Below are 23,117 nucleotides of genomic sequence, written 5' to 3' on the forward strand. Positions count from 1 at the left end.
TTGCCATAGTTTTGCGCTGCGCCAATTACCGCGGAGGTTACCAGCCGGCACGTGTCGAGAAATTTCCGGCGAGCTGTCGGACAGCGCCCGGTTGGGCCGTCCTTGGGGCACACGGCGAGGAATGAAGGCTCAAATGCTGCCTCGCCGTCCAGTTGAAGCGAATGCGACCAGCCGAGGAGCACGACATGCAAAAGATTACCACCTGTCTCTGGTTCGACGGCCAGGCCGAAGAGGCCATGAACCATTACATCTCGATCTTTAAGAATTCGAAGGTGCTGAGCGTTTTGCGTTGGCCCAAGGGTCACGCCGATGAGGGCAAAGTGCTGCTGACCACGTTCGAGCTCGACGGCGTGCCGTTCCAGGCACTCAATGGCGGTCCCAACTTCAAGTTCAACGAGGCGGTGTCGCAGTCGATCGACTGCGAGACGCAGGAAGAAGTCGACTATTTCTGGGAGAGGCTCACCGAGGGCGGCGAGCCCGGCCAATGCAGCTGGCTGAAGGACAAGTTCGGTGTCTCCTGGCAGGTCGTGCCGGAGCAGCTGCCGAGACTGCTTCTGGATCCCGATAGGGCCAAGGCCGGCCGGGTGATGTCGGCGATGATGAAGATGGGCAAGATCGACATCGCCAAGATCGAGGAAGCGGCGAAGGGGTGAGGATGAGGAGTGAGGAGTGAGGAGTGAGTAGTTAGTAGTGAATAGTGAGTAGGGTGAATGGTGAATGGTGAGGATCGGCACCCGCTCTTTCTGCCTACTACTTACTACTCACTACCTACTACTCACTACTTACTATTCACCATTCACTATTCACCAGAATCACGCCGCCTTGTCGCGTATCTGGTAGTCCTTGACCGCGGTGAAGCGGATCGCTTTCCAGCGCTCGGCTTCGTAGTTGAGCGAGAAGGCGTGCTGGGCCAGGAACACCGGATCGTTGTCGAGGTCGCGGGCGATGTCACCGCGATGCGCCTCGATGAAGCGCTGCACGTCCGCCTTGTCGTCGGCCGAAATCCAGCGGCAAACGGAAAAGCGCGACATCTCGAAATCCACCGGCAACGTGTATTCGATGTTGAGCCGCTCTTTCAGCACGTCGAGCTGCAGCGCGCCGACGACGCCGACGATGGCCGGCGAGCCGTCTTCGGGCGAGAATAGCTGCACGACGCCCTCCTCGGCCATCTGGTGCAGCGCTTCCTTCAGCTTCTTGGCTTTCATCGCATCGCCGAGGCGAACGCGGCGCAGGATCTCGGGCGCGAAGTTCGGCACGCCGCGGAACAGGATCTCCTCGCCCTCGGTCAGCGTGTCGCCGATGCGCAGCGTGCCATGATTGGGAATGCCGACGACGTCGCCGGCAAAGGCCTCGTCGGCGGTGACGCGGGTGCGGGCGAAGAAGAACTGCGGCGCCGACAGGCTCATCGGCTTGCCGGTGCGCACCAGCTTGGCCTTCATGCCGCGCTCCAGCTTGCCCGAGCAGACGCGGACGAAGGCGATGCGGTCGCGGTGGTTCGGATCCATATTGGCCTGAATCTTGAAGACGAAGGAGGTCATCTTCGCCTCGGTCGCCTCCACCGTTCGCTCGTCGGCTTCCTGGGCGCGCGGCGGCGGCCCGAAGGCGCCGAGCGCCTCGATCAGGTCGCGCACGCCGTAATTGCGCAGCGCCGAGCCGAAATAGACCGGCGTCAGATGACCCTCGCGGAAAGCGTCCACATCAAGCGGGCGGCAGGCCTCGCGCGCGAGCTCCAGCTCCTCGATGAAGTCGTTGCGATCGTTCTCCGGCAACAGACCGGCGACGCGATTGGAATCCGGGCCGTGGACCGGCGTGCGCTCCTTCTCGTCGTCGCTCTTGCGCACCGCGTTCAGCGCCAGGTGATAGGTGCCGCAAAAGGTCTTGCCGCGGCCGATCGGCCAGGTGACAGGCGCGGTATCCAGCGCCAGCTTCTGCTCGATCTCGTCCAGGATCTCGAACGGATCGCGGCTTTCGCGGTCCATCTTGTTGACGAAGGTGATGATCGGGATGTCACGCAGCCGGCAAACCTCGAACAGTTTCAGCGTGCGCGGCTCGATGCCCTTGGCGGCGTCGATGACCATGACGGCCGAGTCGACCGCCGACAGCGTGCGATAGGTGTCGTCGGCAAAGTCCTCGTGGCCGGGCGTATCGAGCAGGTTGAAGACATTGTCGTCATACTCGAAGGTCATCACCGAGGTGACCACCGAGATGCCGCGCTCGCGCTCGATCTTCATCCAGTCGGACCGCGTCTGGATGCGATCCTTCTTGGCCTTGACCTCGCCGGCAAGCTGGATCGCGCCGCCGAACAGAAGCAGCTTTTCGGTAAGCGTGGTCTTGCCGGCGTCAGGGTGGGCGATGATCGCGAAGGTGCGGCGGCGCGATACCGCCTGTTCGATGTCTTCTGCCAATTTTTTGGAATCCTGTCTGTGGCGCGGGCTTCTAGCAGCGCTTTCCCGGCCTGTCGACAGTTTCGGGCAGATCGGTTCGACGCCTGCGTTTGTCCTTCTGGATCTCGCAGTGGCAAACGAACGCTTCGTTTCAGACCCGACGACCGTGCCTACTGCCGTGGCTGGTCATCCACCGTATCTCGGCCCGTTCGATGCCGATGTCGCGCAACAGATAGTCCGGCAATTCGTCCAGTGTGGCCCGGTCCCTGCGGATGCGGACGATGCGCGCCACGGCGGACGCAAGAATGGTCATGGTCATATCTCCTCTGGTTTGCACAAGGATTGGGAGAGCCATCGGGCGGCCCTCCCAAAAGGCTGGTCGGCACTGCTCGCAGTTTCCTGCGAAGCGTCACGATGCCCCCATCACGCGGCGGCGTATGCCGTCGTCGGATCGAACAGGCGCTTGACCTGCGTCACCTTGGTCGCCGGGAAGCCGCTCATCTTGGCGTGGCGCTGGATGATCGCCTCGTCCTTGGCGAGATAGACGCAGAAGGTCTTGTCGTCCGCTACGAAGGATTCCACCCACTGGATGTCGGGGCCGAGTTCGGCGAGGACGGCGTTCGAGGCCTTTGAGGCGTCGCGAAGCTGTTCGCGCTCGAAGGTGCCGACCTTGGGGATTTCCCGTTCGATGATGTATTTGTGCATGTCGCAATCTCCTTGATCTGGGTTCAAATGCCTCCGGGTGAGCGATGATGTTGCTGCCGGTGACATTCCTGGGGCCGCTGAGCTAAACTGCACTTGGCCCGCCAGGCAGACGGAGAATTACGGATGAGGCGGCCGGCAGTCCTTATGCCGGCCTTATCTTCTTCTGATCCTTTGCCCATTGTCGTTACGGAGATTGCTGCCGATGGGGAATTATTGCTTTGGCGACTTCGAGCTCAACGAGGGTTCCCGCGCTCTTCGCCTCGCCGGAAGAGAGATCGAGGTGCAGCCCTTGGTCTTCGATTTCCTCGCTATTCTGTTGCGGCATCAGGAGCGGGCCTTGAGCAAGGAGGAGCTGCTCGAAACGCTGTGGCCCGGCGTGACGGTGACCGAGGCTTCGCTGCAGCGCGTGGCAAGCCTTGCCCGGAGCGTACTTCGCCAGGGCGGCATGGAGACGGCGCTGCGCAACCTGCCACGGTTCGGCTACCGCATTTGCCTGGATCAGCCGGCGGCTTTGGCGACCCGGCCGGCTCGTGCCGTTGCGGACAGCGAGCCGTCGCGCCCCGGCTCGCCAATCCTGTCCGCGCGCGCGGCCGTCGCAGCCAGGAAATGGCACGAGGCCGCGGCTTGCTTCGCCCAAGCGGATGCCGCGGACGAGTTGCTGACGGCCGACCTCGAGGAATGGGCATTGGCGCTGGAATGCATAGGGCGGCCGGCTGAAACCATTCCTTTCCTGATGCGCGCGGTAACCGAATACGGCGTGGCGGGCGAGCGCCTGCGAGCGGCATCCCCGGCGATCACCCTTGCGCGGATCCATCTGGAACGGGGCGAGCTGTCGGTTGCGAAAGGCTGGCACAAGCGCGCCGCGCAGCTTATCGCGACCGCCACGGACAGCAGGGAGCATGGCCTGTGGTGTTGGATGGGCGCGCGGCTGATGGGTGCGGAAGCCGAGCCCGAACAGGCGCTTGCCCTCGCCGAGCAGGCCTTGGAAGTGGGCAAGCATCTCGATGATCCGGTCGTGGAGTCCCTCGGCCTGATCTATCGCGGCTTCTTCAAGCTATGCCTCGGAGAAACCAAGTCCGGACAGGAAGACCAGGATTTCGCGGCCGCGCTCGGTCTTTCCAGCGACGTCGATCCGATCGTTGGCGGCATCCTCTATTGCAACATTCTCTGGGCCTGCCGGAATTTTGGCGACTGGGCGAGAGCCAACCAATGGACCCTTGGCTACGAAGACTGGTGCAGGGGCCACGGTCTGGAGGACCTGTCGGGTTCGTGCCGGCTGCATCGAGCCGAAGTGCTCGGCGTCCACGGCACGCTCAAGGAGGCGGAGGCATTGGTGCGCGCCGCGCTCGACCAGCTGGCCCGCGATGCGCCCTGGGCAACCGGCGATGCGCTTCGCGTTCTGGGCGACATCCATCTCGCCGCCGGCGATTTCGCCGAGGCCGAAACCGCCTATCGCGCGTGCCATGCCGCGGGCTGGGATCCCCAGCCCGGCCTTGCGCTGCTGCAGCTCGAGCAAGGGCAGGCGGAAGCCGCTTTCAGCGCGCTGGAGCGATCGCTCATCGGAAACGGCTGGCCGACCCTGCAGCGACGCGGCCTCGTGCTCGCCACTCTTGCCAAGGTGGCGGCGCGGACCAATCGGCTGGAGCGCGCGAAGGCGGTTATCGCCGAACTGGATACCGACCCGCAACGCTGGCCGATGGCCTCCATCCGGGCACTCACCGCGGAGGCCAAGGCCGAACTGTTCATACAGGAGAATCGTCTGGACGAAGCCGCGCGAGAGCTGCAGACGGCATGCGCCCGCTGGAGCGAGATCGGCTCGCCGATCAATGCCGCCGACGCCCGGCTGTCACTCGCGGGGCTGCTCATCCGGCTTGGCGATCGCACCGGCGCCGAGCTGGAGCTCGGCAGCGTCCTGGCGGCCGCGACGAAGGTGGACTCGCCACGCCTGATGCAGCGATACGAAGCACTGATGGGCCTGCTTGCCGGTGCGCAAAAGGTGGCGGTCGGCAGCGTGTAAGACCGGTTCCTGCTTGAGGTCAGGCCGGCGCGATGGCATGACGGGAAACAGTCCCGCCCAAGGCCTGAGCATGAGCAGCGCAAAACAAGTCATCGTCATCGGCGCCGGTATCATCGGCGCATCGATCGCCTGGCATCTGGCGAAGGCCGGCGCGAGCGTAACAGTCGTTTCCGAAAGCGGCGCCGGCGGTGTCGCGACTCCGAATTCCTTCGCCTGGATCAATGCCTGCTGGGGCAATCCTGAACCCTATTTCCGGCTGCGCATCCGGGCCATGGCGGAATGGCGGCGTCTGGCGCGCGAACTGCCAGAACTGCCGCTCGCCTGGTGCGGCAGCCTGTGCTTGAGCCTGCCGACAGACAAACTCGAAGCCTACGCGACCGAGCACGCCTCCTGGGGTTACGGCATTGAGCGGCTCGGCCGCGAGCAGGCGGCGCGGATCGAGCCCAATATCGCCGAACTTCCCGATCTGGCCCTCCATGTCGCCGAAGAAGGCGTAGCCGAGCCGGTCGCGGCAACAAAGGCGCTGCTGTCCGATGCCGAACGACGCGGCGCGCGGGTCGTTGCCGGGACCGTGGATGCGCTGGCGCTGTCCGACGGCAAAGTCACGGGAGTCATGGTTTCCGGCCAAGCCCTCACGGCCGACGAGGTGGTGATTGCCGCCGGCACCGGCGCCCCGGAAATTGCGGCGACAGCCGGCATCAAGCTGCCGATCGCAACGCCGCCCGGTCTTATCGTCCATTCGCGTCCATATACGAAGCTGCTCAACGGGCTGGTGCTCGCCGAGCATCTGCATATGCGCCAGACGGCCGAGGGACGCATCATCGCCGGTTCGGATTTCGGCGGCGGCGCGCCGGGCGAGGACCCGGAGACCACCGCGCGCGAGCTGTTCGGGGCAATGAAGGCAATGCTGCGCGGCGCCGAAGGACTGGAGTTCGGCTTCCACACGATCGGCTACCGGCCCACTCCGGCCGACGGGTTCCCGATCGTCAGCCGCGCCGACAATGTCGGCGGTCTCTATCTGGCCGTCACCCATTCCGGGATTACGCTGGCGCCCGCCGTGGGATTGTTTGCTGCCCGCGAGATCCTCTACGGCGAGCGCGATGCGCTGCTGACGCCTTATGCGATGTCGCGCTTCACCCAGTAGCCGCTGCCGGCCGGAAACCGTCGGTACGACGACGGCCAGAGGGACTTTAACCCGCGAGCGCCAACTGAGGCGTAGCAGGCGCAAACGGCCGGATACTGGTGCTGTCCCTGGTCATCGTTACGAAACTCGACTGTGGGATCTCGTGCCAAATGCGGCCATCGCGGTCGAACGGCTCGGAGACGATGCAGCGGCCGACGCCTTTGGCGAAGGCCGCGGTATAGAGCGTCGGGGCTTGATCGCCGGTGGCGTAGCGCACCGCGTGAAGCGCCTTTCCATCGCTGAAGGCGGCGGTCAGTTTCAGGGACGGCTCGATGCCGGCGCGGCGCGAAGCCTCGAGAACGAGGCCGGCGACGCGGGAAGCCGCGCCATGCGGGTCCTGCGACAGATCCTCGCCGATCATCAAGCGAAAGAATAATTCGGAATCGGTCGTGCCTTCGAGCTGGTCGAACAAATCGTCCGAGAGAGAATTCTCCAGTGCACGGCGGATCTTCTCGAAGCCCCCGATCTGGCCGTTGTGCATGAACGACCAGCGGCCGGAAACGAAAGGATGGCAGTTCATGCGGCTGGTGGCGCCGCCGGTCGAGGCGCGCACATGGGCAAGAAACAAGCCCGATTTTATCAGCCGGCCAAGACTTTTGAGATTGGAATCGGACCAGGCCGGCAGGATGTCCCTATAGAGGCCGGGCTCCGGCCGGTCGCCGTACCAGGCCACGCCGAAGCCGTCGGCATTGGTTGGCGATTTCGCCTCCATGGCCCGATGGCTTTGGACGATCAGGGAGTGGGAGGGTGCCGCGACGATCTCTTCCAGGAAGATCGGTTCGCCGAGATAGGCAGCCCATCTGCACATGGTTGTCATCCTCTCTTCGTACGTTGTCGCCGCTCGTGAGACGCACAGATGACAGAGGGACGGTTTGGCGTCCTTACGCCGCGCTTATGTTTTGCTGATGCCTTGGTTGAAACCGCCGGAAGACGGGCCGCCGTCGATCGCCGGGCTTTGAAGTCGATACCTGCTTAGCTGACCAGTGCCAGCTTGCTCGCTGCAGGCGCGAACGGCCGAATATTGGTGCCATCCCTGGTCATGGTGACGAAGCTCGACGGCGGGATCGCCTGCCAGTCGCCACCTTCGCGGTCGAAGGGCTCGGAGACGATGCAGCGGCCTCCGCCCTTGCGGAAGAGTGAGGTGTAGAGCGTCGGCGCGTGATCGTCGGTCGCATAGCGCACGGCATGGAGCGCCTGGCCGTCCGAGAAGGCTGCGGTGAGTTTCAGGGACGGCTCGAGGCCGGCGCGGCGCGAAGCCTCGATGACGCGGCTCGCCGCCCGCGACGCCGCGCCCTGCGGCTCGGACGACAGGCCCTCGTCGATCATCAGGAGAAAAAAGAGCTCTGAATCGGTGGTGCCCTCGCGCTGGTCGAAGACGGCGTCGGAGAGCGAATTCTCCAGCGCGCGGCGGATCTTCTCGAAACTGCCGATCTGCCCGTTATGCATGAACGACCAGCGGCCGGAGACGAAGGGGTGGCAGTTCATGCGGCTGGTGGCGCCGCCGGTGGAGGCGCGCACATGGGCCAGGAACAGGCCGGATTTGATCTGCCGGCAGAGGCTTTTCAGGTTGGGATCGGACCAGGCCGGCAGAATGTCGCGATAAAGCCCGGGCTCGGGACGATCGCCGTACCAGGCCAGGCCGAAGCCGTCGCCATTGGTCGGCGACTTGGCCTCCTGGGCGCAGTGGCTCTGGGCGATCAGCGAATGGCAAGGCGCGGTGACGATGTCTTCGAGGAAGACCGCTTCACCGAGATAGGCCGCCCACCGGCACATCGCATTCCACCATCTATCGGGCGCGGTCCAAGAGAGCCCCCGGCTCCTTCACCGCGTGTGAGCCTCTGTTGTGCGTGCGCTCATAGAGCTCGCGAACGATTCGGCTGGCCGTAGTCTCGAACAGAAATGGCAAGAAAGCGTGAACGAGGGCAGCGCCTGCGGCCAGCGACAGGCGGGAACAGAACCAGGCGGCAAAGGCCATGTGGCCGAAATAGGTCTCGCCAACCTTCTCGGGGTGAGCGGTGAAGAGCGCGGTAAGCCGTGTCGTCATGGTGGTTCCTCCTGCCGGGATGAGCCCCGATTCTGGGTAGCTTGCCATGAGACGAAGGTTCATCGGTCCTAGATTGTCGTTGTATTTTGCCACCTTTTGGGACATTCATCCCACCATGACCGTCGAAATCGATGAGATCGATCGAAGATTGCTGGCAGAGCTGCAACGCGACGGCACGCTTTCCGTCGACCAGCTGTCGGAGCGGGTGGCGTTGTCGCGCAACGCCTGCTGGCGGCGCGTCAAGCGGCTGGAGGAGGATGGCGTCATCACCGGGCGCGTGGCGCTGCTCGATGCCGACAAGGTCGGGCTCGGCCTTTCCGTCTTCATCCTGATCCGCACCTCCAACCATGATCCCGACTGGCTGCAGAAATTCCGCGCCGCGGTGACCGGCTTTGCCGAGATCACCGGCGTCTATCGCATGTCCGGCGACCTCGATTACGTGCTCAGGGCCCGCGTCGCCGACGTCAAAGCCTATGATCGGCTCTACCAGCGGCTGATCGCCAAGGTGGCGCTGTCGGATGTCTCGGCTTCCTTCGTCATGGAGGAGATCAAGGAGACGACCGTCGTTCCGGTGGAACTGCGCTGACGCGGAACCGCTTCGAAAGAAAGCCGTTGATAGCGCTGCGGTCGAGTTGACTGGACCGGCATTCGCGCAGATAGGAGTGGGCTCATGCGCACAGCCGTCCATCCTTCCTCCGTCATCGGCCCAACAGTCGGTTTCGTCAGGCTCCCGCATGGCGAAGGCCTGCCGCTGCCGGCCTATGAAAGCACTGGCGCCGCCGGAATGGATCTGCGTGCCGCGGTGCCGGAGGACCGGCCCTTGCTGATCCTGCCGGGAAAACGTGCGCTGGTCCCGACAGGATTGATCCTGGAAATTCCGGAAGGCATGGAGGGCCAGGTCCGGCCGCGTTCCGGCCTTGCTTTCAAGCATGGCCTCACCGTCCTCAACACGCCCGGCACCATCGACAGCGACTATCGCGGCGAGGTGAAGGTGCTGCTGATCAATCTCGGCGACGAGGACTTCGCGGTGACGCGGGGCATGCGCATCGGCCAGATCGTCTTTGCCGCGGTCACGCAGGTCGGGGTCGAAGAGCGCGCGCTTGCCGGCGGCACGGCGCGCGGCTCCGGCGGTTTCGGATCGACCGGCACCGCTTGATGTCTGCAGCACGGTCTCTGACAAAGCTGGTCATCTTCGACTGCGATGGGGTTCTGGTCGATACCGAGAATCTCGCCAACCGCCGCCTTGCCGAATGGCTTTGCGAAGCCGGCTTTGCGACCACTTTCGAACATTGCCGCAAGCATTTCTCCGGCCGCAGCATGGCTTCGGTTCAGAAGCAAATCGAAGAGGAGACCGACGCCAGGCTCGGCGCGGATTTCGTCGACCGCTGGAATGCGGGGCTGCCTGATCTGTTCGCGCATGGCGTCGAGGCGATCCCTTATGTGCGCGAGTTCGTCGACAAGGTGCGGGCCGCCGGAATCGCCTACTGCGTCGCTTCCTCGGCGCGGGTCTCGAAGATGCACATCACGCTCGGCCAGACCGGGCTTTTGCCGCTGTTCGAACACGCCATGTTCTCCTCGACCATGGTCGGGCGCGGCAAGCCGTTTCCAGACCTCTTCCTCCATGCCGCCTCGACGATGGGCTTCGCGCCGGCCGACTGCATCGTCATCGAAGACAGCGTCGCAGGCACCCAGGCCGGCATCGCAGCCGGAATGCGCGTGTTCTCCTATCATGCCGATCCGTTGTCCGACCGCGATGGACTGGCCGAAGCCGGCGGCATCCTGTTCGACGACATGCGCGAGCTCGCCGGACTGGTGCCGATCCACTGATCGCCGACCGGCTGAGCGCCGCAAAGCTCCGAGCTAGAGTGGGCGTATCGGAGGGACGCTTTTCATGAATTCCATATTGTCGCGTCTCGTGCTTGCCTGCGTGCTGCTGCCATGTCTATGGACGGTGGCGGGAGCGCAGGCCGTCAGCTTTCCGGAACCCGGCGCCGCCATTCCCGGCCACCCGGACGTGACCTATCTCGACCTGGCGAAGATGATCGTGCCGGACGGCGGCAGCCAGCCGGTCCAGATCCGCCATATCACCGGCGGTGACGAAGGCGGCTCGCCGCCCCCGGCCGCAATGCCGGCCGCTGCGGTGCTCACCATCTGGGCCGGCGGCAAGGACCGGCTGGTGATGCTCTACGACCTGGGCCAGTCGTCCGACAGTGCCGAGGGTTTCGCCGTGCTGGCGCTCTATGATCTCTCGGGCAAGCCGAGACTGCTCGACGCCGCGAACGTCGCAGTCGACAGGAGCACCTCCTTCCGCGAGCCGGCCAAGCTCCCGCTCGGCGCCGGCGACGATGCCATCGTCACGATGAGCACGCATTTCAATTCGAACCAGGGCTATGTCGGCACGCTGCTGATCATGGTCCGGGAGGACCGCTTCGAACTGATCGACGCAATCTATACGTTCGACGAGAATTACTGCGCCTACAGGCGCACGCAAAGCCTCGCCTTCCAGACGAACGCGAAGAAGCGGCCCTATGCAGCGATCAAGGTCACGGTGACGGACGCGACCGAGCCAAGCGACGAAAGCTGCGACGACACGCCCCCCAAGGCTGCCTCGCACGATATTTCCGTCACCTATCGCTGGGACAAGGCTGCCTCGCACTACAAGGCGGATTCCGACGCGTTCGAGCGTTTGTCAGCAGAGAACGAGAAACGCTTCTGAGCCGAAGGCATTCGTTTGCCCGGACCGGGCGCCCGCGATAAATTCCCCGAAGCCTGATCATGATTTGAGGACCGCCATGGACAAGGGCAAGATTTTTCGTGACCTGCATGCCTCCACCTTCGTCATGCCCAATCCCTGGGATGTTGGCACCACCAAGCTTCTCGCCTCCTTCGGCTTCAAGGCGCTGGCCACAACCAGCGCCGGCTTCGCCTTCTCGCGCGGCCTGCCCGATGGTGGGGTGACCTTCGAAGCGATGATCCACCATTGCCGCGACGTGACCGCGGCGACCGACCTGCCGGTGTCCGCCGACCTCGAACGCGGCAAGGGCGACAGCGCCGAGCAGGCCGCCGAAACCATCTTCGCGGCCGAAGCCGCCGGCCTGGCCGGCTGCTCGATCGAGGACCACACCGGCGATCCGGACAATCCGATCTATGATTTCTCGCATGCGGTCGAACGCGTCGCCGCGGCCGTCGAGGCGGCGCGTGCCCTGAAGCATGATTTCGTCTTCACCGCGCGGGCCGAGAATTTTCTGTGGGGCAGGACCGATCTCGACGACACGATCAGGCGGCTGCAGGCCTTCGAGAAGGCAGGCGCCGACGTGCTCTATGCGCCGGGCTTGAGCGACGTCGAGATGGTGCGCACGGTCTGCTCGGCGGTGACGAGGCCGGTCAATGTGATGGCGCGGCCCAGCTTCACCGTCGCCGACCTGGCTGCGGCCGGCGTCAGGCGCGTGTCGCTCGGCCCCTGGCTGACCAACTTCGCCTTCGGCATGCTGGAGACGGCGGCGCGCGAGATCCAGCAGGACGGCACCTTCGGCTTCACCCGCGCCGCGATGCCGTTCGGCAAGCTGCAGGCGCTGTTCCGCGAGGGGGCTGCCGAGCAGGACTAGACCGGCTCCCGCGCGGAAACAGCCTTGTGCAGATGCACCATCAGGGCGGCGGCAAAAAGCGGTGTCAAAAGATTGAGCAGCGGCACGGCAAGGAAGGCAGCTACGACCAGTCCGGCCAGAAACACCGTGCCGGCATATTTGCGGCGCAGAGCCTTCGCATCGGCCTCGGGACGAAAGCGCATGGCGGCGAATTCGAAGAACTCGCGCCCCAGCAGATAGCCGTTGACGACGAAGAAGGCGGCGATGTTGATGCCCGGCACCAGGAGCAACAGCAGCGCGACGATGTTGCCGAGGATAACCACGCCGAAGAATTTTACCGCCAGCACCAGCGAGCGCAGCGCCGGCACGGCACGGCCGGGCGGATCGCCGGGATAGTCGGTGCGCTCGACGACGTCGGCGACATCGTCGAGGAACAAGCCGGCGATGATGGCGGTGACCGGCGCTATGAGCAGCGCCAAGCCCAGTGCAAGGCCGATGCCGGCAACGATGAGACCAAGCAGTCCCGCCCAGGCCGGCAGGCCAGGCAGCAGCGCATCGATCCACGGCAGCGCCAGCCATTCGAACAGGCTGCTGATCGCGAACCAAAGCGCGGCCAGCGCCAGCAAGGTCAGCCCAAGCGTTTTCAGAAAGACCGATCGGAATTCGGGCGAGAACAGCCGGCTGGCGGCGGCGCGGGCGGCGTCGAGGATCACGGCGGTTTCCAGGTCCTGATATCGAACGTCTCCGAGATAGGCGCAGACCAACCCGGTCACAAGACCAGGCTCTACTGGGCAAGCTTGGCTTGCCGGGCCGGGATGGTCATGGCGGCTACGCCAGCGACGACGAAGCCCATGCCAAGCCAGGCCGTCGGACCAAGGCTTTCGCCGAGGAAGACGGCGCCGATGCCGACGCCGATCGGCACGCGCAGATAAGCCTGCGACGTGGTGCCGACCGAGCCGAGCGTGTGGATAAGCCGGAAGAAGATCGAGAAGGCGAGCGCGGTGGAGAAAACCGACAGGCCGAAGAGGGCGAGGACCGATGCGGTCGAGGGCGCCAGTGTCCACGGCCGGTCGAAGACAAGGCTCAACGGTATCAGGATCACCGCGCCGCAGATCATCGAGCCGGCCGCCGGGAGCATCGGATCGAGCCCCCTGAAATTGCGTCCAAAAATGGCCGCCCCCGCATAGCTGACGGTGGCGGCGATGACGGCAAGCTGCGCCCAGAGCTGATGGCCAAGACCGCCGAGCGCCTCGGTGCCGACGATCAGGCATATGCCCGCGATACCGGCGCCGACGCCGATCAGCTTGCGCAGCGTCACCGGTTCGTGACGGGTGATGAGCGCGGTCAGCAGGAAGGTGAAGATCGGCGATGTCGCGTTGAGGATGGTGGCGAGGCCGGCATCGATCGAGCGTTCGGCGGCGGCGATCAACGTGAACGGGACGACGCTGTTCAGGCAGGCCTGGAACATGAAGCGGCGCCAGTTGACGGCGTCGCGGGGCATGGCAAGGCCGCGCCAGCGGATGAGGCCAAGCAGAATGGCTCCGGCGATCAAGGTGCGGCCCGCGATGAAGGTCACCGGCGGGATCGTCTCGACGCCGATCTTGATGAAGGTGTAGGAGGCGCCCCACAACACCGCCAGCAGGCCAAGCAGCGCCAGTTCAGTGCTCATATTCGTCTTTGTCGGCATTGCCGGCGCGCCTCGCAAACTTGGATCGGTCCGCTTGTAGCTCAAGGCTAAACGGAGATGTTTCGATGTGGATGCAACCATAGTCGCCGCGGGTGTGGCCGATATGGTCCAGTTAGACGCGAAAAGTCAGGCAGGGCGATGGCCGTGATGAGGGAAAGCGCGCATAGCGGAAAGGCTGCCGATTTTGGTAGGCAAAGTGGCTGCGACCCGCTAGACCCGCGCCCGGCCGGCGTGGCAGAAAGCCGGCGGGTTCCCAGGCGGAGATATTGATGCCGGAATATGACGTGCTTTGCATCGGCAATGCCATTGTCGACATCATCGCGCAGTGCGACGAGGCCTTTCTCGAAACCAACGGCATCGTCAAGGGCGCGATGAACCTCATCGACACCCGGCGCGCCGAGCTGCTTTACAGCCGCATGGGGCCGGCGATCGAGGCCTCCGGCGGCAGCGCCGGCAATACGGCAGCAGGCGTCGCCAGCTTCGGCGGCCGCGCCGCCTTCTTCGGCAAGGTGTCGAACGACGCGCTCGGCGACATCTACATCCACGATATCCATGCCCAGGGCGTGGCCTTCGACACCAGGCCGCTCAAGGGCGAGCCGCCGACAGCGCGTTCGATGATCTTCGTCACGCCGGACGGTGAGCGTTCGATGAACACTTATCTCGGTGCCTGCGTCGAGCTTGGCCCGGAGGACGTCGAGGCCGACAAGGCGGCCGGCGCCAAGGTGACCTATTTCGAGGGTTATCTGTGGGATCCGCCGCGCGCCAAGGAAGCGATCCGGCAGACGGCGAAGCTGGCGCATGCCGCCGGGCGCGAAGTGTCGATGACGCTGTCGGACTCCTTCTGCGTCGATCGCTACCGCGACGAGTTCCTGGAATTGATGCGCTCGGGCACCGTCGACATCGTCTTCGCCAACAGCCACGAGATCAAGTCGCTCTACCAGACGTCGTCGTTCGAGGACGCACTCGCCGCCATCCGCAAGGATTGCAAGATCGCCGCCGTTACGCGGTCCGAGAAAGGGTCCGTGATCGTGCGCGGCGAGGAGACCGTGACCATCCAGGCGACCACCATCAAGGAATTGGTCGACACGACCGGCGCCGGCGACCTCTACGCCGCCGGCTTCCTCTATGGCTACACGGCCGGGCGCAGCCTCAAGGATTGCGGCGATCTCGGCTCGCTGGCCGCCGGGCTGGTGATCCAGCAGATCGGGCCGAGGCCCAGGCAGAATTTGCGCCGCGAGGCCGAGCAGGCGGGGCTGCTTTAATCGCCGACACGCATCAAACCGACGGCGGCCGTCGGCAGTGGTTCAGTTTGATTGGATTGCTTCATCCGGCTGTCATGAACATGCCGTACATTAGCGATGCCGAATACGTTGATCCGATCGGCTCCTGAGAAAGACCTCCTGCCCGGTTTCAGCCGGGCGTTTTCTTAGCCTCCGACAAGTGCCAACTTCGACCTGATAGCGCCAATCGCATTCACGATGGCATCGGCGGCGTGAAGGTCGAGCGCGATATCCAAAAGGCCTTCGGTTGTATGGATCGACAGGATGCCGAGAGCGCCCTTGTCATCCTTCACAGTGCCGACGTGGATTTCAGTTGGCACGAAAGGTGACGCTTTGTCCCTGCGGTTCATCGTTCACCTGTGTTAACGGGGGCGGATGACAATCGCGCATTCCGGTCATTCGTTCAAGCGTGCTTACCGCGCACATCCATCATGCCTTGTCGCGTGACTGTCATAGACCGCACCTAAGGCACTTTTGGGGCTGGCGTGGCTGACATTTGGGAGCGCCCGCAGCAATTGGGGTGCCGAGAAATGCTAGACAGAGACCTGTCCGGACACTGTGTCCGTTGCCATTGCGATTGCCGCTTTCCCTTGTAGCCGTTCTACCGTGGCAGTTGGGCAGAGAAGCGCGTCGCGCAAGGCAGATGCATGACCAGATTTCAGAATCCGCCTGAAGGCATTTCGCAACACGCCCTGGCGCGGCTGGTGGCCAAGGCTGTGCAACAGGCATTGATGCAACATGGCTTGCTGCTCGATATCGAAGTCCTGGTTGCGGCCGGCGCGATCGCCGGCGGCGTTGCGGCCGCGCTTCCCTTCCTCCCGCAGGCGGAGCAACTCACGATCACATCCTTCAAGGGCGGCTGGACCGCGCTTGTCTCCGAGTTCTTGCAGACGATTGCGGAAAGGAGCGGCGGTGCGGCTGATACGCATTGTGCCAACGAAACCCCGCCGCCGGCGCCAGGACAGCCTGGGTTCCCGCAAATACCCGTGCGGGTTTCAGACTTCCAGGCGATGCTGATAGAGGACTGGGCCGGTGAGGTTGCCGGATCGACCTTTCTTGAGGAGAAATTCGGCATACCGCGTTCGACGCTGCACCGCTGGCAAAGGCGGGGCGAAGTCGTTGCTTTGCGCAAGGGCGCCAGCAAGCATGTTTTCCCGCTGGCTCAGTTCGTCGACGGCAGGCCGGCACCGGGCATAGGCGAGGTGCTGGCGGCAATCACCAATCCGAGGCTGGCCTGGTTCTGGCTGACCCGACCTTCGCCCGAACTCGACGGCCGTATTCCCATCGACTTGCTCCGCGACGACATGATCGAGGACGTGGTCCGCGTTTCCCGAAGCGTTTCCCAAACCTGATTTGAAAACGGTTCGCTGCCTTCAGTCCGCATAGCGTATCAATATTTTAGCGAGATCACTTTCTGTCATAAAACTATCATATTTGGCACGTCCGGCACATTTTCTGCTTAACTGCCTGTGCTGACCGTATATTTTGTACAATATGTGCCAATATCTCAAATACATGACGTGATATTTGTGCAACAAGACTTTTGTAAGGTTCGAAAAGTCTGTTTTCAGGCACAATCTATGTTGTACGCGACACTCAATTGCGCCATGTCGAACGCGAAGAAGAAGCGCTGGGGTGCGCGGCTTTTTCATCGATGGGGACGGGGTGGCAGAGCCTGTGGGGCATGCTGAAACCTGTCTTGAACCTTTGACTGGAGATTCAAGAAAATGAACATCAAGAGCCTTCTTCTCGGCTCCGCTGCGGCGCTGATCGCAGTTTCCGGTGCCCACGCCGCCGACGCGGTCACCGTCGCAGAGCCGGAACCGGCCGAATATGTCAAGATCTGCGACGTTTACGGCGCGGGTTATTTCTACATCCCCGGCACCGAGACCTGCCTGCGCATCGGCGGCTATGTCCGCTATGACATCGGCGCTGGCGATATTGGCTCGTTCGACGGTGCTCATGCGACCGATCGCCAGGACGGCGATGTCCAGGACACTTGGAAGAAGAATACCCGCTTCACCTTCAAGACCTGGACCGGCCAGGAGACCGAACTCGGCACCTTGAAGACCTACACCGAAATGCGCTTCAACTTTGGCAACAGCGCAACTAGCGATGTTGCTTTCGACAAGGGTGTCTCGGTCAAGTTCGCCTGGATCCAGCTCGGTGGCCTCCGCGTCGGTAAGGACGAATCCGCCTTCGACACGTTCATCGGCTACGCCGGCAGCGTCATCCAGGATACGCTGGTTCCCTATGGCGATTTCGACACCAACGTCGTGCAGTACTATTTCGACGCAGGTAACGGCTTCTCGGCCGTCGTCTCGCTCGAAGAAGGCTCCGGCACTGTTGGCACGATCGACAGCTATGTTCCGCATGTGGTCGGCGGCGTGAAGTACACACAGGGCTGGGGCGCCATCACCGGCGTCGTTGCCTATGACAGCAACTACGAAGAGGTGGCCGGCAAGGTTCGCTTGGACGTCAAGCCGGTGGACAACTTGTCGTTGTTCATCATGGGCGGCTACGGCACCGACGACAACCTCAACGATGATGCAGGCAACGTCGTGGATGCCCACGGTCGCGGCTTCTACAAGCAGTGGAGCGGCAACTGGGCGGTGTGGGGCGGCGGCACCTATACCATCAACGAGAAGACCTCGTTCAACGCCCAGCTTTCCTATGACGAAGGCAAGAATTTCGGCGTCGCGGCGAACATTGCCTATGAAATCGTCAAGGGTCTCAAGGTCACCGCCGAAGTCGACTATCTGCACGTTGGCGAAGACACCGTCACCAATTTCACCAAAGCCGATAAGGAAAACAATATCGGCGGCATCCTGCGCTTCCAGCGCTCGTTCTGATCGCTCTACGATCTCAAACGGAAAGGCCCGCGGCATCGCCGCGGGCCTATTGTTCGTCCCTACCGTAGTTGGCGTTCGTCAATTCCCCGCCGTGTAGGCCGCGATCGCCGCCATGTTGACGATGTCTGAGTCCTTGGCGTTAAGCGAGACGATCTGCACCGGCTTGTTCAATCCGACCAGCAGCGGGCCGATGACGGTCGAGCCGCCGAGTTCCTGCAGCATCTTGGTCGAGATCGACGCCGAGTGGAATGCCGGCATGATCAGCACGTTGGCCGGACCGGTCAGCCGGATGAACGGATACTGCGCCATGGCGCGGGCGTTGAGCGCGACGTCGGCGGCCATCTCGCCGTCATATTCGAAATCGACGCGGCGCTTGTCGAGGATGCGCACCGCCTCCTGAACGCGCTCGGAACGCTCGCCCTGCGGATGGCCGAAGGTGGAGTAGGCGAGCATCGCAAGCCTCGGCTCATAGCCCATGCGGCGGGCAAAGCCGGCCGCCTCCTCGGCGATGTCGGCGATCTGCTCGGCATTCGGCATGTCGTGGACGGCGGTGTCGGCGACGATGACGGTGCGGCCGCGCGCGAGCACGATCGAAACGCCGATGACGCGGTGGCCGGGCTTGGCATCGATGATGCGACGAACATCGTCCAGCGCGGTGGAATAGTTGCGGGTCACGCCGGTGACGATGCCGTCGGCGTCGCCCAGCGCCACCATGCAGGCGGCGAAGTGATTGCGATCGTTGTTGATCAGCCGCTGGCAATCGCGGAACAGGAAACCCTTCCGCTGCATGCGCTCGTAGAGATAGTCGGTGTAGATGCCGTTGCGGCGCGACAGGCGGGCGTTGATGATCTCGAGGCCTTGTTTGTCGAGATCGATGCCGGCATGCCTGGCGTTCTCCTTGATGACGTCGTCGCGGCCAAGCAGGATCGCCGTGCCGAGCTTCTGGTTCACATAGGAGACGGCGGCGCGCATCACCTGCTCTTCCTCGCCCTCGGCGAAGACGATGCGCTTGGGCTGGCGGCGCACGCGATCGTAGATGCGCTGCAGGGTCGAGGCGATCGGATCGCGGCGCGCCGAAAGCTCCTGCGCGTAACGGTCGAGGTCGAGGATCGGCTTGCGGGCGACGCCGGACTCCATCGCGGCCTTGGCCACGGCGAGCGGGATGGCCGAGATCAGGCGCGGATCGAACGGCACCGGGATAATGTAGTTGGGGCCGAATTTCGGCCGGTTGCCCTGGTAGGCGGCGGCGACGTCATCCGGCACGTCGCGGCGTGCCAGCTCGGCCAGCGCGCGGGCGGCGGCGATCTTCATCTCGTCGTTGATGGTGGTGGCCCGGACATCCAGCGCGCCGCGGAAGATGTAGGGGAAACCGAGCACATTGTTGACCTGGTTCGGATAGTCCGATCGGCCGGTTGCCATGATGGCGTCGGTGCGGATCTCCGCCACTTCCTCCGGCGTGATCTCCGGATCGGGATTGGCCATGGCGAAGATGATCGGGTTCTTCGCCATCGACTGCACCATGGCCGTGGTCAGCGCGCCCTTGGCGGAGAGCCCGAGGAAGACGTCGGCGCCCTCCAGCGCTTCGGCGAGCGACCGCGCCTCGGTCTTGACCGCATGCGCCGACTTCCACTGGTTCATGCCCTCGGTGCGGCCCTGGAAGACGACGCCCTTGGTGTCGCACAGGATGACGTTCTCCGGCGAGAATCCCATCGCCTTCATCAATTCGATGCAGGCGATGCCCGCCGCGCCCGCGCCGTTGCAGACCATCTTGGTGTTCTTCATGTCGCGGCCGGTGATCTCCAGCGCGTTGATCAGCCCGGCGGCCGAGATGATGGCGGTGCCGTGCTGGTCGTCATGAAAGACGGGTATGTCCATCAGCTCGCGCAGGCGCTGCTCGATGATGAAGCATTCCGGCGCCTTGATGTCCTCGAGGTTGATGCCGCCGAAGGAAGGTCCAAGGAAGCGCACGCAATTGATGAACTCGTCGGCATCTTCGGTCGCGACCTCGAGATCGATGGAATCGACGTCGGCGAAGCGCTTGAACAGCACCGCCTTGCCTTCCATGACCGGCTTGGATGCGAGCGCGCCAAGATTGCCCAATCCAAGAATTGCAGTGCCGTTGGAGATGACGGCGACCATGTTGCCGCGCGACGTGTAGTCGAAGGCGCGGCTCGGGTCTTCCGCGATGGCGCGCACCGGGACGGCGACGCCCGGCGAATAGGCGAGGCTCAGATCGCGCTGCGTGGCCATCGGCTTGGTGGCGACGATCTCCAGCTTGCCGGGCCGCCCCATGGCATGGAATTCCAGCGCCTCCTGCGCGCTGACGGAAGGGCCGCTGCTTTCGGTTTTCCTGGCCATGATGCTCTTGATTTCCTCGCCGGTGCGGCACCCTTGAGATGGATGCCCGTGTTTTGTTGTTTTTTCCGATTAAGGCCAGAGGCCGCCGCTGTAAACCGCCAAGCCATGGGCAATCGCCGTTCCCGGCGCGAAGCCGCCAGGATCGCACGTTAACGCGGTCCGGCGATGCTGTGGCAGGAATGGCATCATGACCGGCGCTTTCCCCTGCTTTTCGAGCACTCGGCATTAAACCGCCTGCCCACATCTGCTAGCGTCCGGGCATGAACATGCACATGCCGACCGACCCCGACGCCCAGGAAGCGACGACGCCGGCGCCCGCCATCGGCGGCGTCACGCCGATGATGGAGCAGTATATCGAGATCAAGGCCGCGAACCCGGATTCGCTGCTCTTCTACCGCATGGGTGATTTCTACGAGCTGTTCTTCGATGACGCCGAGAAGGCCAGTCAGGCGCTCGGCATCGTGCTCACCAAGCGCGGCAAGCATCAGGGGCACGACATCCCGATGTGCGGCGTGCCGGTGCATGCAGCGGACGACTATCTGCAAAAGCTGATCGGGCAAGGCTTTCGCGTCGCCGTCTGCGAGCAGATCGAGGACCCGGCGGAAGCCAAGAAGCGCGGCTCGAAATCGGTGGTGCGCCGCGACGTGGTGCGGCTGGTCACGCCCGGCACGATCACAGAGGACAAGCTGCTGGCGCCTTCCGAATCGAGCTTCCTGATGGCGCTGGGGCGGGTGAAGGGCAGCAGCGCGGGCAACCAGGGCAGCTTCGCGCTGGCCTGGATCGACATCTCGACCGGCGCGTTCCGAGTGGCTGAAACCACGGCCGAACGGCTGCTTGCCGATATTTTCCGCGTTGATCCGCGCGAGCTGATCGTCGCCGAGCCGGTGTTCCACGACCCGGAGCTGCGGCCGGTTTTCGACGTTCTCGGCCGGGTCGCCAACCCGCAGCCGCCGTCGCTCTTCGACTCAGCCTCGGCCACGGGCCGCATCGCCCGCTTCTTCGAGGTGGCGACCCCCGACAGCTTCGGTACGTTCTCGCGCGCCGAGCTCTCGGCGATTTCCGGCGTGATCGCGTATGTCGAGAAGACGCAGAAGGCCGAGCGGCCGCCGCTGTCGCGCCCCGAGCGCGAGGAGAGCGGATCGACGCTGTTCATCGACCCGGCGACACGGGCCAATCTGGAGCTGTTGCGCACGCTTTCCGGCAGTCGGGACGGCTCGCTGTTCAAGGCGATCGACCGCACCGTGACCGGAGGCGGCGCCAGATTGCTCGCCGACCGGCTGATGGCGCCGCTGACCGATCCGGCGGCGATCGCGGCAAGGCTGGACTCGGTATCGTTGTTCCGTGCCGAGACGCGGTTCTGCCAGGGCCTGCGCGTGAGCCTCAAAAGCGTCGCCGACATGCCAAGGGCGCTGTCCAGGCTGGCGCTCAACCGCGGCGGTCCGCGCGACCTCGGGGCGCTGCGCGCCGGCTTCGAAGCGGCAGGCGCGATCGCCGCATTGCTGGCAACGGCAGACCTGCCGGCCGAGCTGGCCGCTGCGCTTGCCGCGATCAACGCCCTGCCCGAGGCGCTCGCCCGCCACCTCAGGGAGGCGCTCGACGACGAGCTGCCGTTGATCAAGCGCGATGGCGGCTTCGTGCGCAGCGGCTATCACGCCGAGCTCGACGAGATGCGGGCGCTGCGCGACGAATCGCGCAAGGTCATCGCCGGACTGGAGCGCTCGCTGATCGAGGAGACCGGCATCCGCTCGCTGAAGATTCGGCACAACAACGTGCTGGGCTATTATATCGAGGTTACCGCCAACCATCACTCGATCATGACCGGCAGCGATGAGGCCAAGGCGCGCTTCATCCACCGCCAGACCATGGCCAATGCCATGCGCTTCACCACGACCGAGCTGGCGGAGCTGGAATCGAAGATCGCCAATGCCGCCGACCGGGCGCTCAGCATCGAGCTCGCCGCCTTCGACAGGCTGACGGCAGAGGTGGTCGGCGAGGCGGAGCGGATCCGGGCCGGCGCAGAGGCGCTCGCCGTGCTCGACGTTTCGTCGGCGCTGGCCGTGCTTGCCGAAAGCGAGGGCTGGTGCCGCCCGCTTGTCGATGCCAGCCTCGCCTTCGAGGTTGCCGGCGGCCGTCATCCGGTCGTCGAACAGGCTCTGCGGCGTTCGGGCGAAGGCCCGTTCGTCGCCAATGACTGCGATCTCTCGCCCGACGCCGGGGCCAAGGCCGGCGCCATCTGGCTGCTCACCGGCCCGAACATGGGCGGTAAATCGACCTTCCTAAGACAGAATGCGCTGATCGCCATTCTCGCGCAGACCGGCTCCTTCGTGCCGGCGCAGAACGCCCATATCGGCGTCGTCGACCGGCTGTTCTCGCGCGTCGGCGCCTCGGACGATCTGGCGCGCGGCCGCTCGACCTTCATGGTCGAGATGGTCGAGACGGCGGCGATCCTCAACCAGGCCGGCGAACGGGCGCTCGTCATCCTCGACGAGATCGGCCGCGGCACGGCGACCTTCGACGGGTTGTCGATCGCCTGGGCGGCGGTCGAGTATCTGCACGAGAAGAACCGCTGCCGGGCGATCTTCGCCACGCATTTCCACGAGATGACGGCGCTCGCCGGCAAGCTGCCCCGGCTTCACAACGTCACCATGCGGGTCAAGGAGTGGGAAGGCGACGTGGTGTTCCTGCACGAAGTCGGCAAGGGCGCGGCCGACCGCTCCTACGGCGTGCAGGTGGCGCGGCTCGCAGGCCTGCCGGAAGCGGTGGTGGCGCGGGCCAAGGAGGTGCTGCACCAGTTGGAGGAGGGCGAGGTCTCGGGCAAGGCCAACCGCCTGGTCGACGACCTGCCGCTGTTTTCGGTTGCGGTGAAACGAGAAGCGCCGAAGCCGGCGAAGAACGACGCGCTAAGCGAAGCGCTCGGCGGCATCAATCCCGACGAGATGACGCCGAGGGAAGCGCTGGAGGCGCTGTATCGGCTGAAGGGATTGGCGCTGCGTTGACGGCTGGCGAAAGCCGCGATGACGGCT

At 64.1% G+C, this 23,117-nt stretch carries 22 protein-coding genes; 12 read left to right on the forward strand and 10 right to left on the reverse strand.

Annotation, left to right across the window (positions count from 1 at the left end):
* Nucleotides 1-185 precede the first annotated feature (185 nt).
* On the forward strand, nt 186-653 hold the full coding sequence (locus EJ074_RS13440) for a VOC family protein (protein ID WP_095806785.1): 468 nt from the start codon (nt 186-188) through the stop codon (nt 651-653).
* 159 nt (nt 654-812) lie between these two features.
* Here the strand turns inward: EJ074_RS13440 and EJ074_RS13445 are convergent, their stop codons facing one another.
* From EJ074_RS13445 to EJ074_RS13455, 3 genes are all read right to left on the reverse strand, one after another.
* On the reverse strand, nt 813-2,405 hold the full coding sequence (locus EJ074_RS13445; protein WP_095806640.1) for a peptide chain release factor 3: 1,593 nt from the start codon (nt 2,403-2,405) through the stop codon (nt 813-815).
* Between the two features lie 130 nt (nt 2,406-2,535).
* Entirely contained in the window at nt 2,536-2,697 is a 162-nt protein-coding gene (locus EJ074_RS13450; protein ID WP_165349926.1) for a DUF1127 domain-containing protein, read from the reverse strand.
* 110 nt (nt 2,698-2,807) lie between these two features.
* Nucleotides 2,808-3,089: a DUF4242 domain-containing protein gene (locus EJ074_RS13455; RefSeq protein WP_095806642.1), complete on the reverse strand. Its 282-nt coding sequence runs from the start codon at nt 3,087-3,089 to the stop codon at nt 2,808-2,810.
* A 202-nt stretch (nt 3,090-3,291) separates the two neighbouring features.
* On the opposite strand from EJ074_RS13455, the gene EJ074_RS13460 reads away from it, so the two are divergent.
* Together EJ074_RS13460 and EJ074_RS13465 are read left to right on the forward strand one after the other, a co-directional pair.
* Nucleotides 3,292-5,106 (forward strand): winged helix-turn-helix domain-containing protein, encoded by a 1,815-nt coding sequence (locus EJ074_RS13460; RefSeq protein WP_095806643.1) that lies wholly within the window; start codon nt 3,292-3,294, stop codon nt 5,104-5,106.
* 70 nt (nt 5,107-5,176) lie between these two features.
* On the forward strand, nt 5,177-6,250 hold the full coding sequence (locus EJ074_RS13465) for an FAD-binding oxidoreductase (RefSeq protein WP_095806644.1): 1,074 nt from the start codon (nt 5,177-5,179) through the stop codon (nt 6,248-6,250).
* Between the two features lie 46 nt (nt 6,251-6,296).
* Here the strand turns inward: EJ074_RS13465 and EJ074_RS13470 are convergent, their stop codons facing one another.
* The 3 genes from EJ074_RS13470 to EJ074_RS13480 form a co-directional block, all read right to left on the reverse strand.
* Nucleotides 6,297-7,097: a class II glutamine amidotransferase gene (locus EJ074_RS13470; protein ID WP_095806786.1), complete on the reverse strand. Its 801-nt coding sequence runs from the start codon at nt 7,095-7,097 to the stop codon at nt 6,297-6,299.
* A 164-nt stretch (nt 7,098-7,261) separates the two neighbouring features.
* The gene (locus EJ074_RS13475) at nt 7,262-8,062 is read right to left on the reverse strand and encodes a class II glutamine amidotransferase (RefSeq protein WP_095806645.1); all 801 of its coding nucleotides are present in this window, start codon (nt 8,060-8,062) and stop codon (nt 7,262-7,264) included.
* Between the two features lie 13 nt (nt 8,063-8,075).
* Nucleotides 8,076-8,333 (reverse strand): DUF6356 family protein, encoded by a 258-nt coding sequence (locus tag EJ074_RS13480; RefSeq protein WP_095806787.1) that lies wholly within the window; start codon nt 8,331-8,333, stop codon nt 8,076-8,078.
* 115 nt (nt 8,334-8,448) lie between these two features.
* On the opposite strand from EJ074_RS13480, the gene EJ074_RS13485 reads away from it, so the two are divergent.
* From EJ074_RS13485 to EJ074_RS13505, 5 genes are all read left to right on the forward strand, one after another.
* A complete protein-coding gene (locus EJ074_RS13485; protein WP_095806646.1) occupies nt 8,449-8,919 on the forward strand; it encodes an Lrp/AsnC family transcriptional regulator in 471 nt (156 codons plus the stop codon).
* Between the two features lie 84 nt (nt 8,920-9,003).
* Complete coding sequence (gene dut / locus EJ074_RS13490; RefSeq protein WP_095806647.1) at nt 9,004-9,489, forward strand: dUTP diphosphatase; 486 nt, start codon at nt 9,004-9,006, stop codon at nt 9,487-9,489.
* Entirely contained in the window at nt 9,489-10,160 is a 672-nt protein-coding gene (locus tag EJ074_RS13495) for an HAD family phosphatase (protein WP_095806648.1), read from the forward strand. Before dut ends, EJ074_RS13495 begins: the two co-directional genes overlap by 1 nt.
* A gap of 64 nt (nt 10,161-10,224) precedes the next feature.
* Nucleotides 10,225-11,049 carry a hypothetical protein gene (locus EJ074_RS13500; RefSeq protein WP_095806649.1) on the forward strand — a complete coding sequence of 275 codons (825 nt, stop codon included), beginning with the start codon at nt 10,225-10,227 and terminating at the stop codon, nt 11,047-11,049.
* A gap of 76 nt (nt 11,050-11,125) precedes the next feature.
* Nucleotides 11,126-11,938 (forward strand): oxaloacetate decarboxylase, encoded by an 813-nt coding sequence (locus EJ074_RS13505; protein WP_095806650.1) that lies wholly within the window; start codon nt 11,126-11,128, stop codon nt 11,936-11,938.
* Here EJ074_RS13505 and EJ074_RS13510 read toward each other — a convergent pair.
* Together EJ074_RS13510 and EJ074_RS13515 are read right to left on the reverse strand one after the other, a co-directional pair.
* Complete coding sequence (locus tag EJ074_RS13510; protein WP_095806788.1) at nt 11,935-12,630, reverse strand: sulfate transporter family protein; 696 nt, start codon at nt 12,628-12,630, stop codon at nt 11,935-11,937. The genes EJ074_RS13505 and EJ074_RS13510 overlap by 4 nt on opposite strands.
* A 71-nt stretch (nt 12,631-12,701) precedes the next feature.
* Complete coding sequence (locus EJ074_RS13515) at nt 12,702-13,604, reverse strand: EamA family transporter (RefSeq protein ID WP_095806651.1); 903 nt, start codon at nt 13,602-13,604, stop codon at nt 12,702-12,704.
* 269 nt (nt 13,605-13,873) lie between these two features.
* Between EJ074_RS13515 and EJ074_RS13520 the strand changes: the two genes are divergently transcribed.
* Nucleotides 13,874-14,866, forward strand: coding sequence for an adenosine kinase (locus tag EJ074_RS13520; RefSeq protein ID WP_095806652.1), 993 nt, complete (start codon nt 13,874-13,876; stop codon nt 14,864-14,866).
* Between the two features lie 164 nt (nt 14,867-15,030).
* Here the strand turns inward: EJ074_RS13520 and EJ074_RS13525 are convergent, their stop codons facing one another.
* Nucleotides 15,031-15,234, reverse strand: a complete 204-nt coding sequence (locus tag EJ074_RS13525) for a hypothetical protein (RefSeq protein WP_095806653.1) — start codon at nt 15,232-15,234, stop codon at nt 15,031-15,033.
* A gap of 297 nt (nt 15,235-15,531) precedes the next feature.
* On the opposite strand from EJ074_RS13525, the gene EJ074_RS13530 reads away from it, so the two are divergent.
* Both EJ074_RS13530 and EJ074_RS13535 read left to right on the forward strand, forming a co-directional pair.
* Nucleotides 15,532-16,236: an antitoxin Xre/MbcA/ParS toxin-binding domain-containing protein gene (locus EJ074_RS13530; protein WP_095806654.1), complete on the forward strand. Its 705-nt coding sequence runs from the start codon at nt 15,532-15,534 to the stop codon at nt 16,234-16,236.
* A gap of 375 nt (nt 16,237-16,611) precedes the next feature.
* A complete protein-coding gene (locus EJ074_RS13535) occupies nt 16,612-17,736 on the forward strand; it encodes a porin (RefSeq protein WP_095806655.1) in 1,125 nt (374 codons plus the stop codon).
* A 78-nt stretch (nt 17,737-17,814) separates the two neighbouring features.
* Here the strand turns inward: EJ074_RS13535 and EJ074_RS13540 are convergent, their stop codons facing one another.
* Complete coding sequence (locus EJ074_RS13540) at nt 17,815-20,094, reverse strand: NADP-dependent malic enzyme (protein ID WP_095806656.1); 2,280 nt, start codon at nt 20,092-20,094, stop codon at nt 17,815-17,817.
* 260 nt (nt 20,095-20,354) lie between these two features.
* Here EJ074_RS13540 and mutS point away from each other — a divergent pair, with 260 nt between their 5' ends.
* A complete protein-coding gene (gene mutS, locus EJ074_RS13545; RefSeq protein ID WP_095806657.1) occupies nt 20,355-23,090 on the forward strand; it encodes a DNA mismatch repair protein MutS in 2,736 nt (911 codons plus the stop codon).
* Nucleotides 23,091-23,117 lie beyond the last annotated feature (27 nt).

The organism is Mesorhizobium sp. M3A.F.Ca.ET.080.04.2.1 (genome assembly GCF_003952525.1).
In the GTDB taxonomy this organism is placed as follows: domain Bacteria; phylum Pseudomonadota; class Alphaproteobacteria; order Rhizobiales; family Rhizobiaceae; genus Mesorhizobium.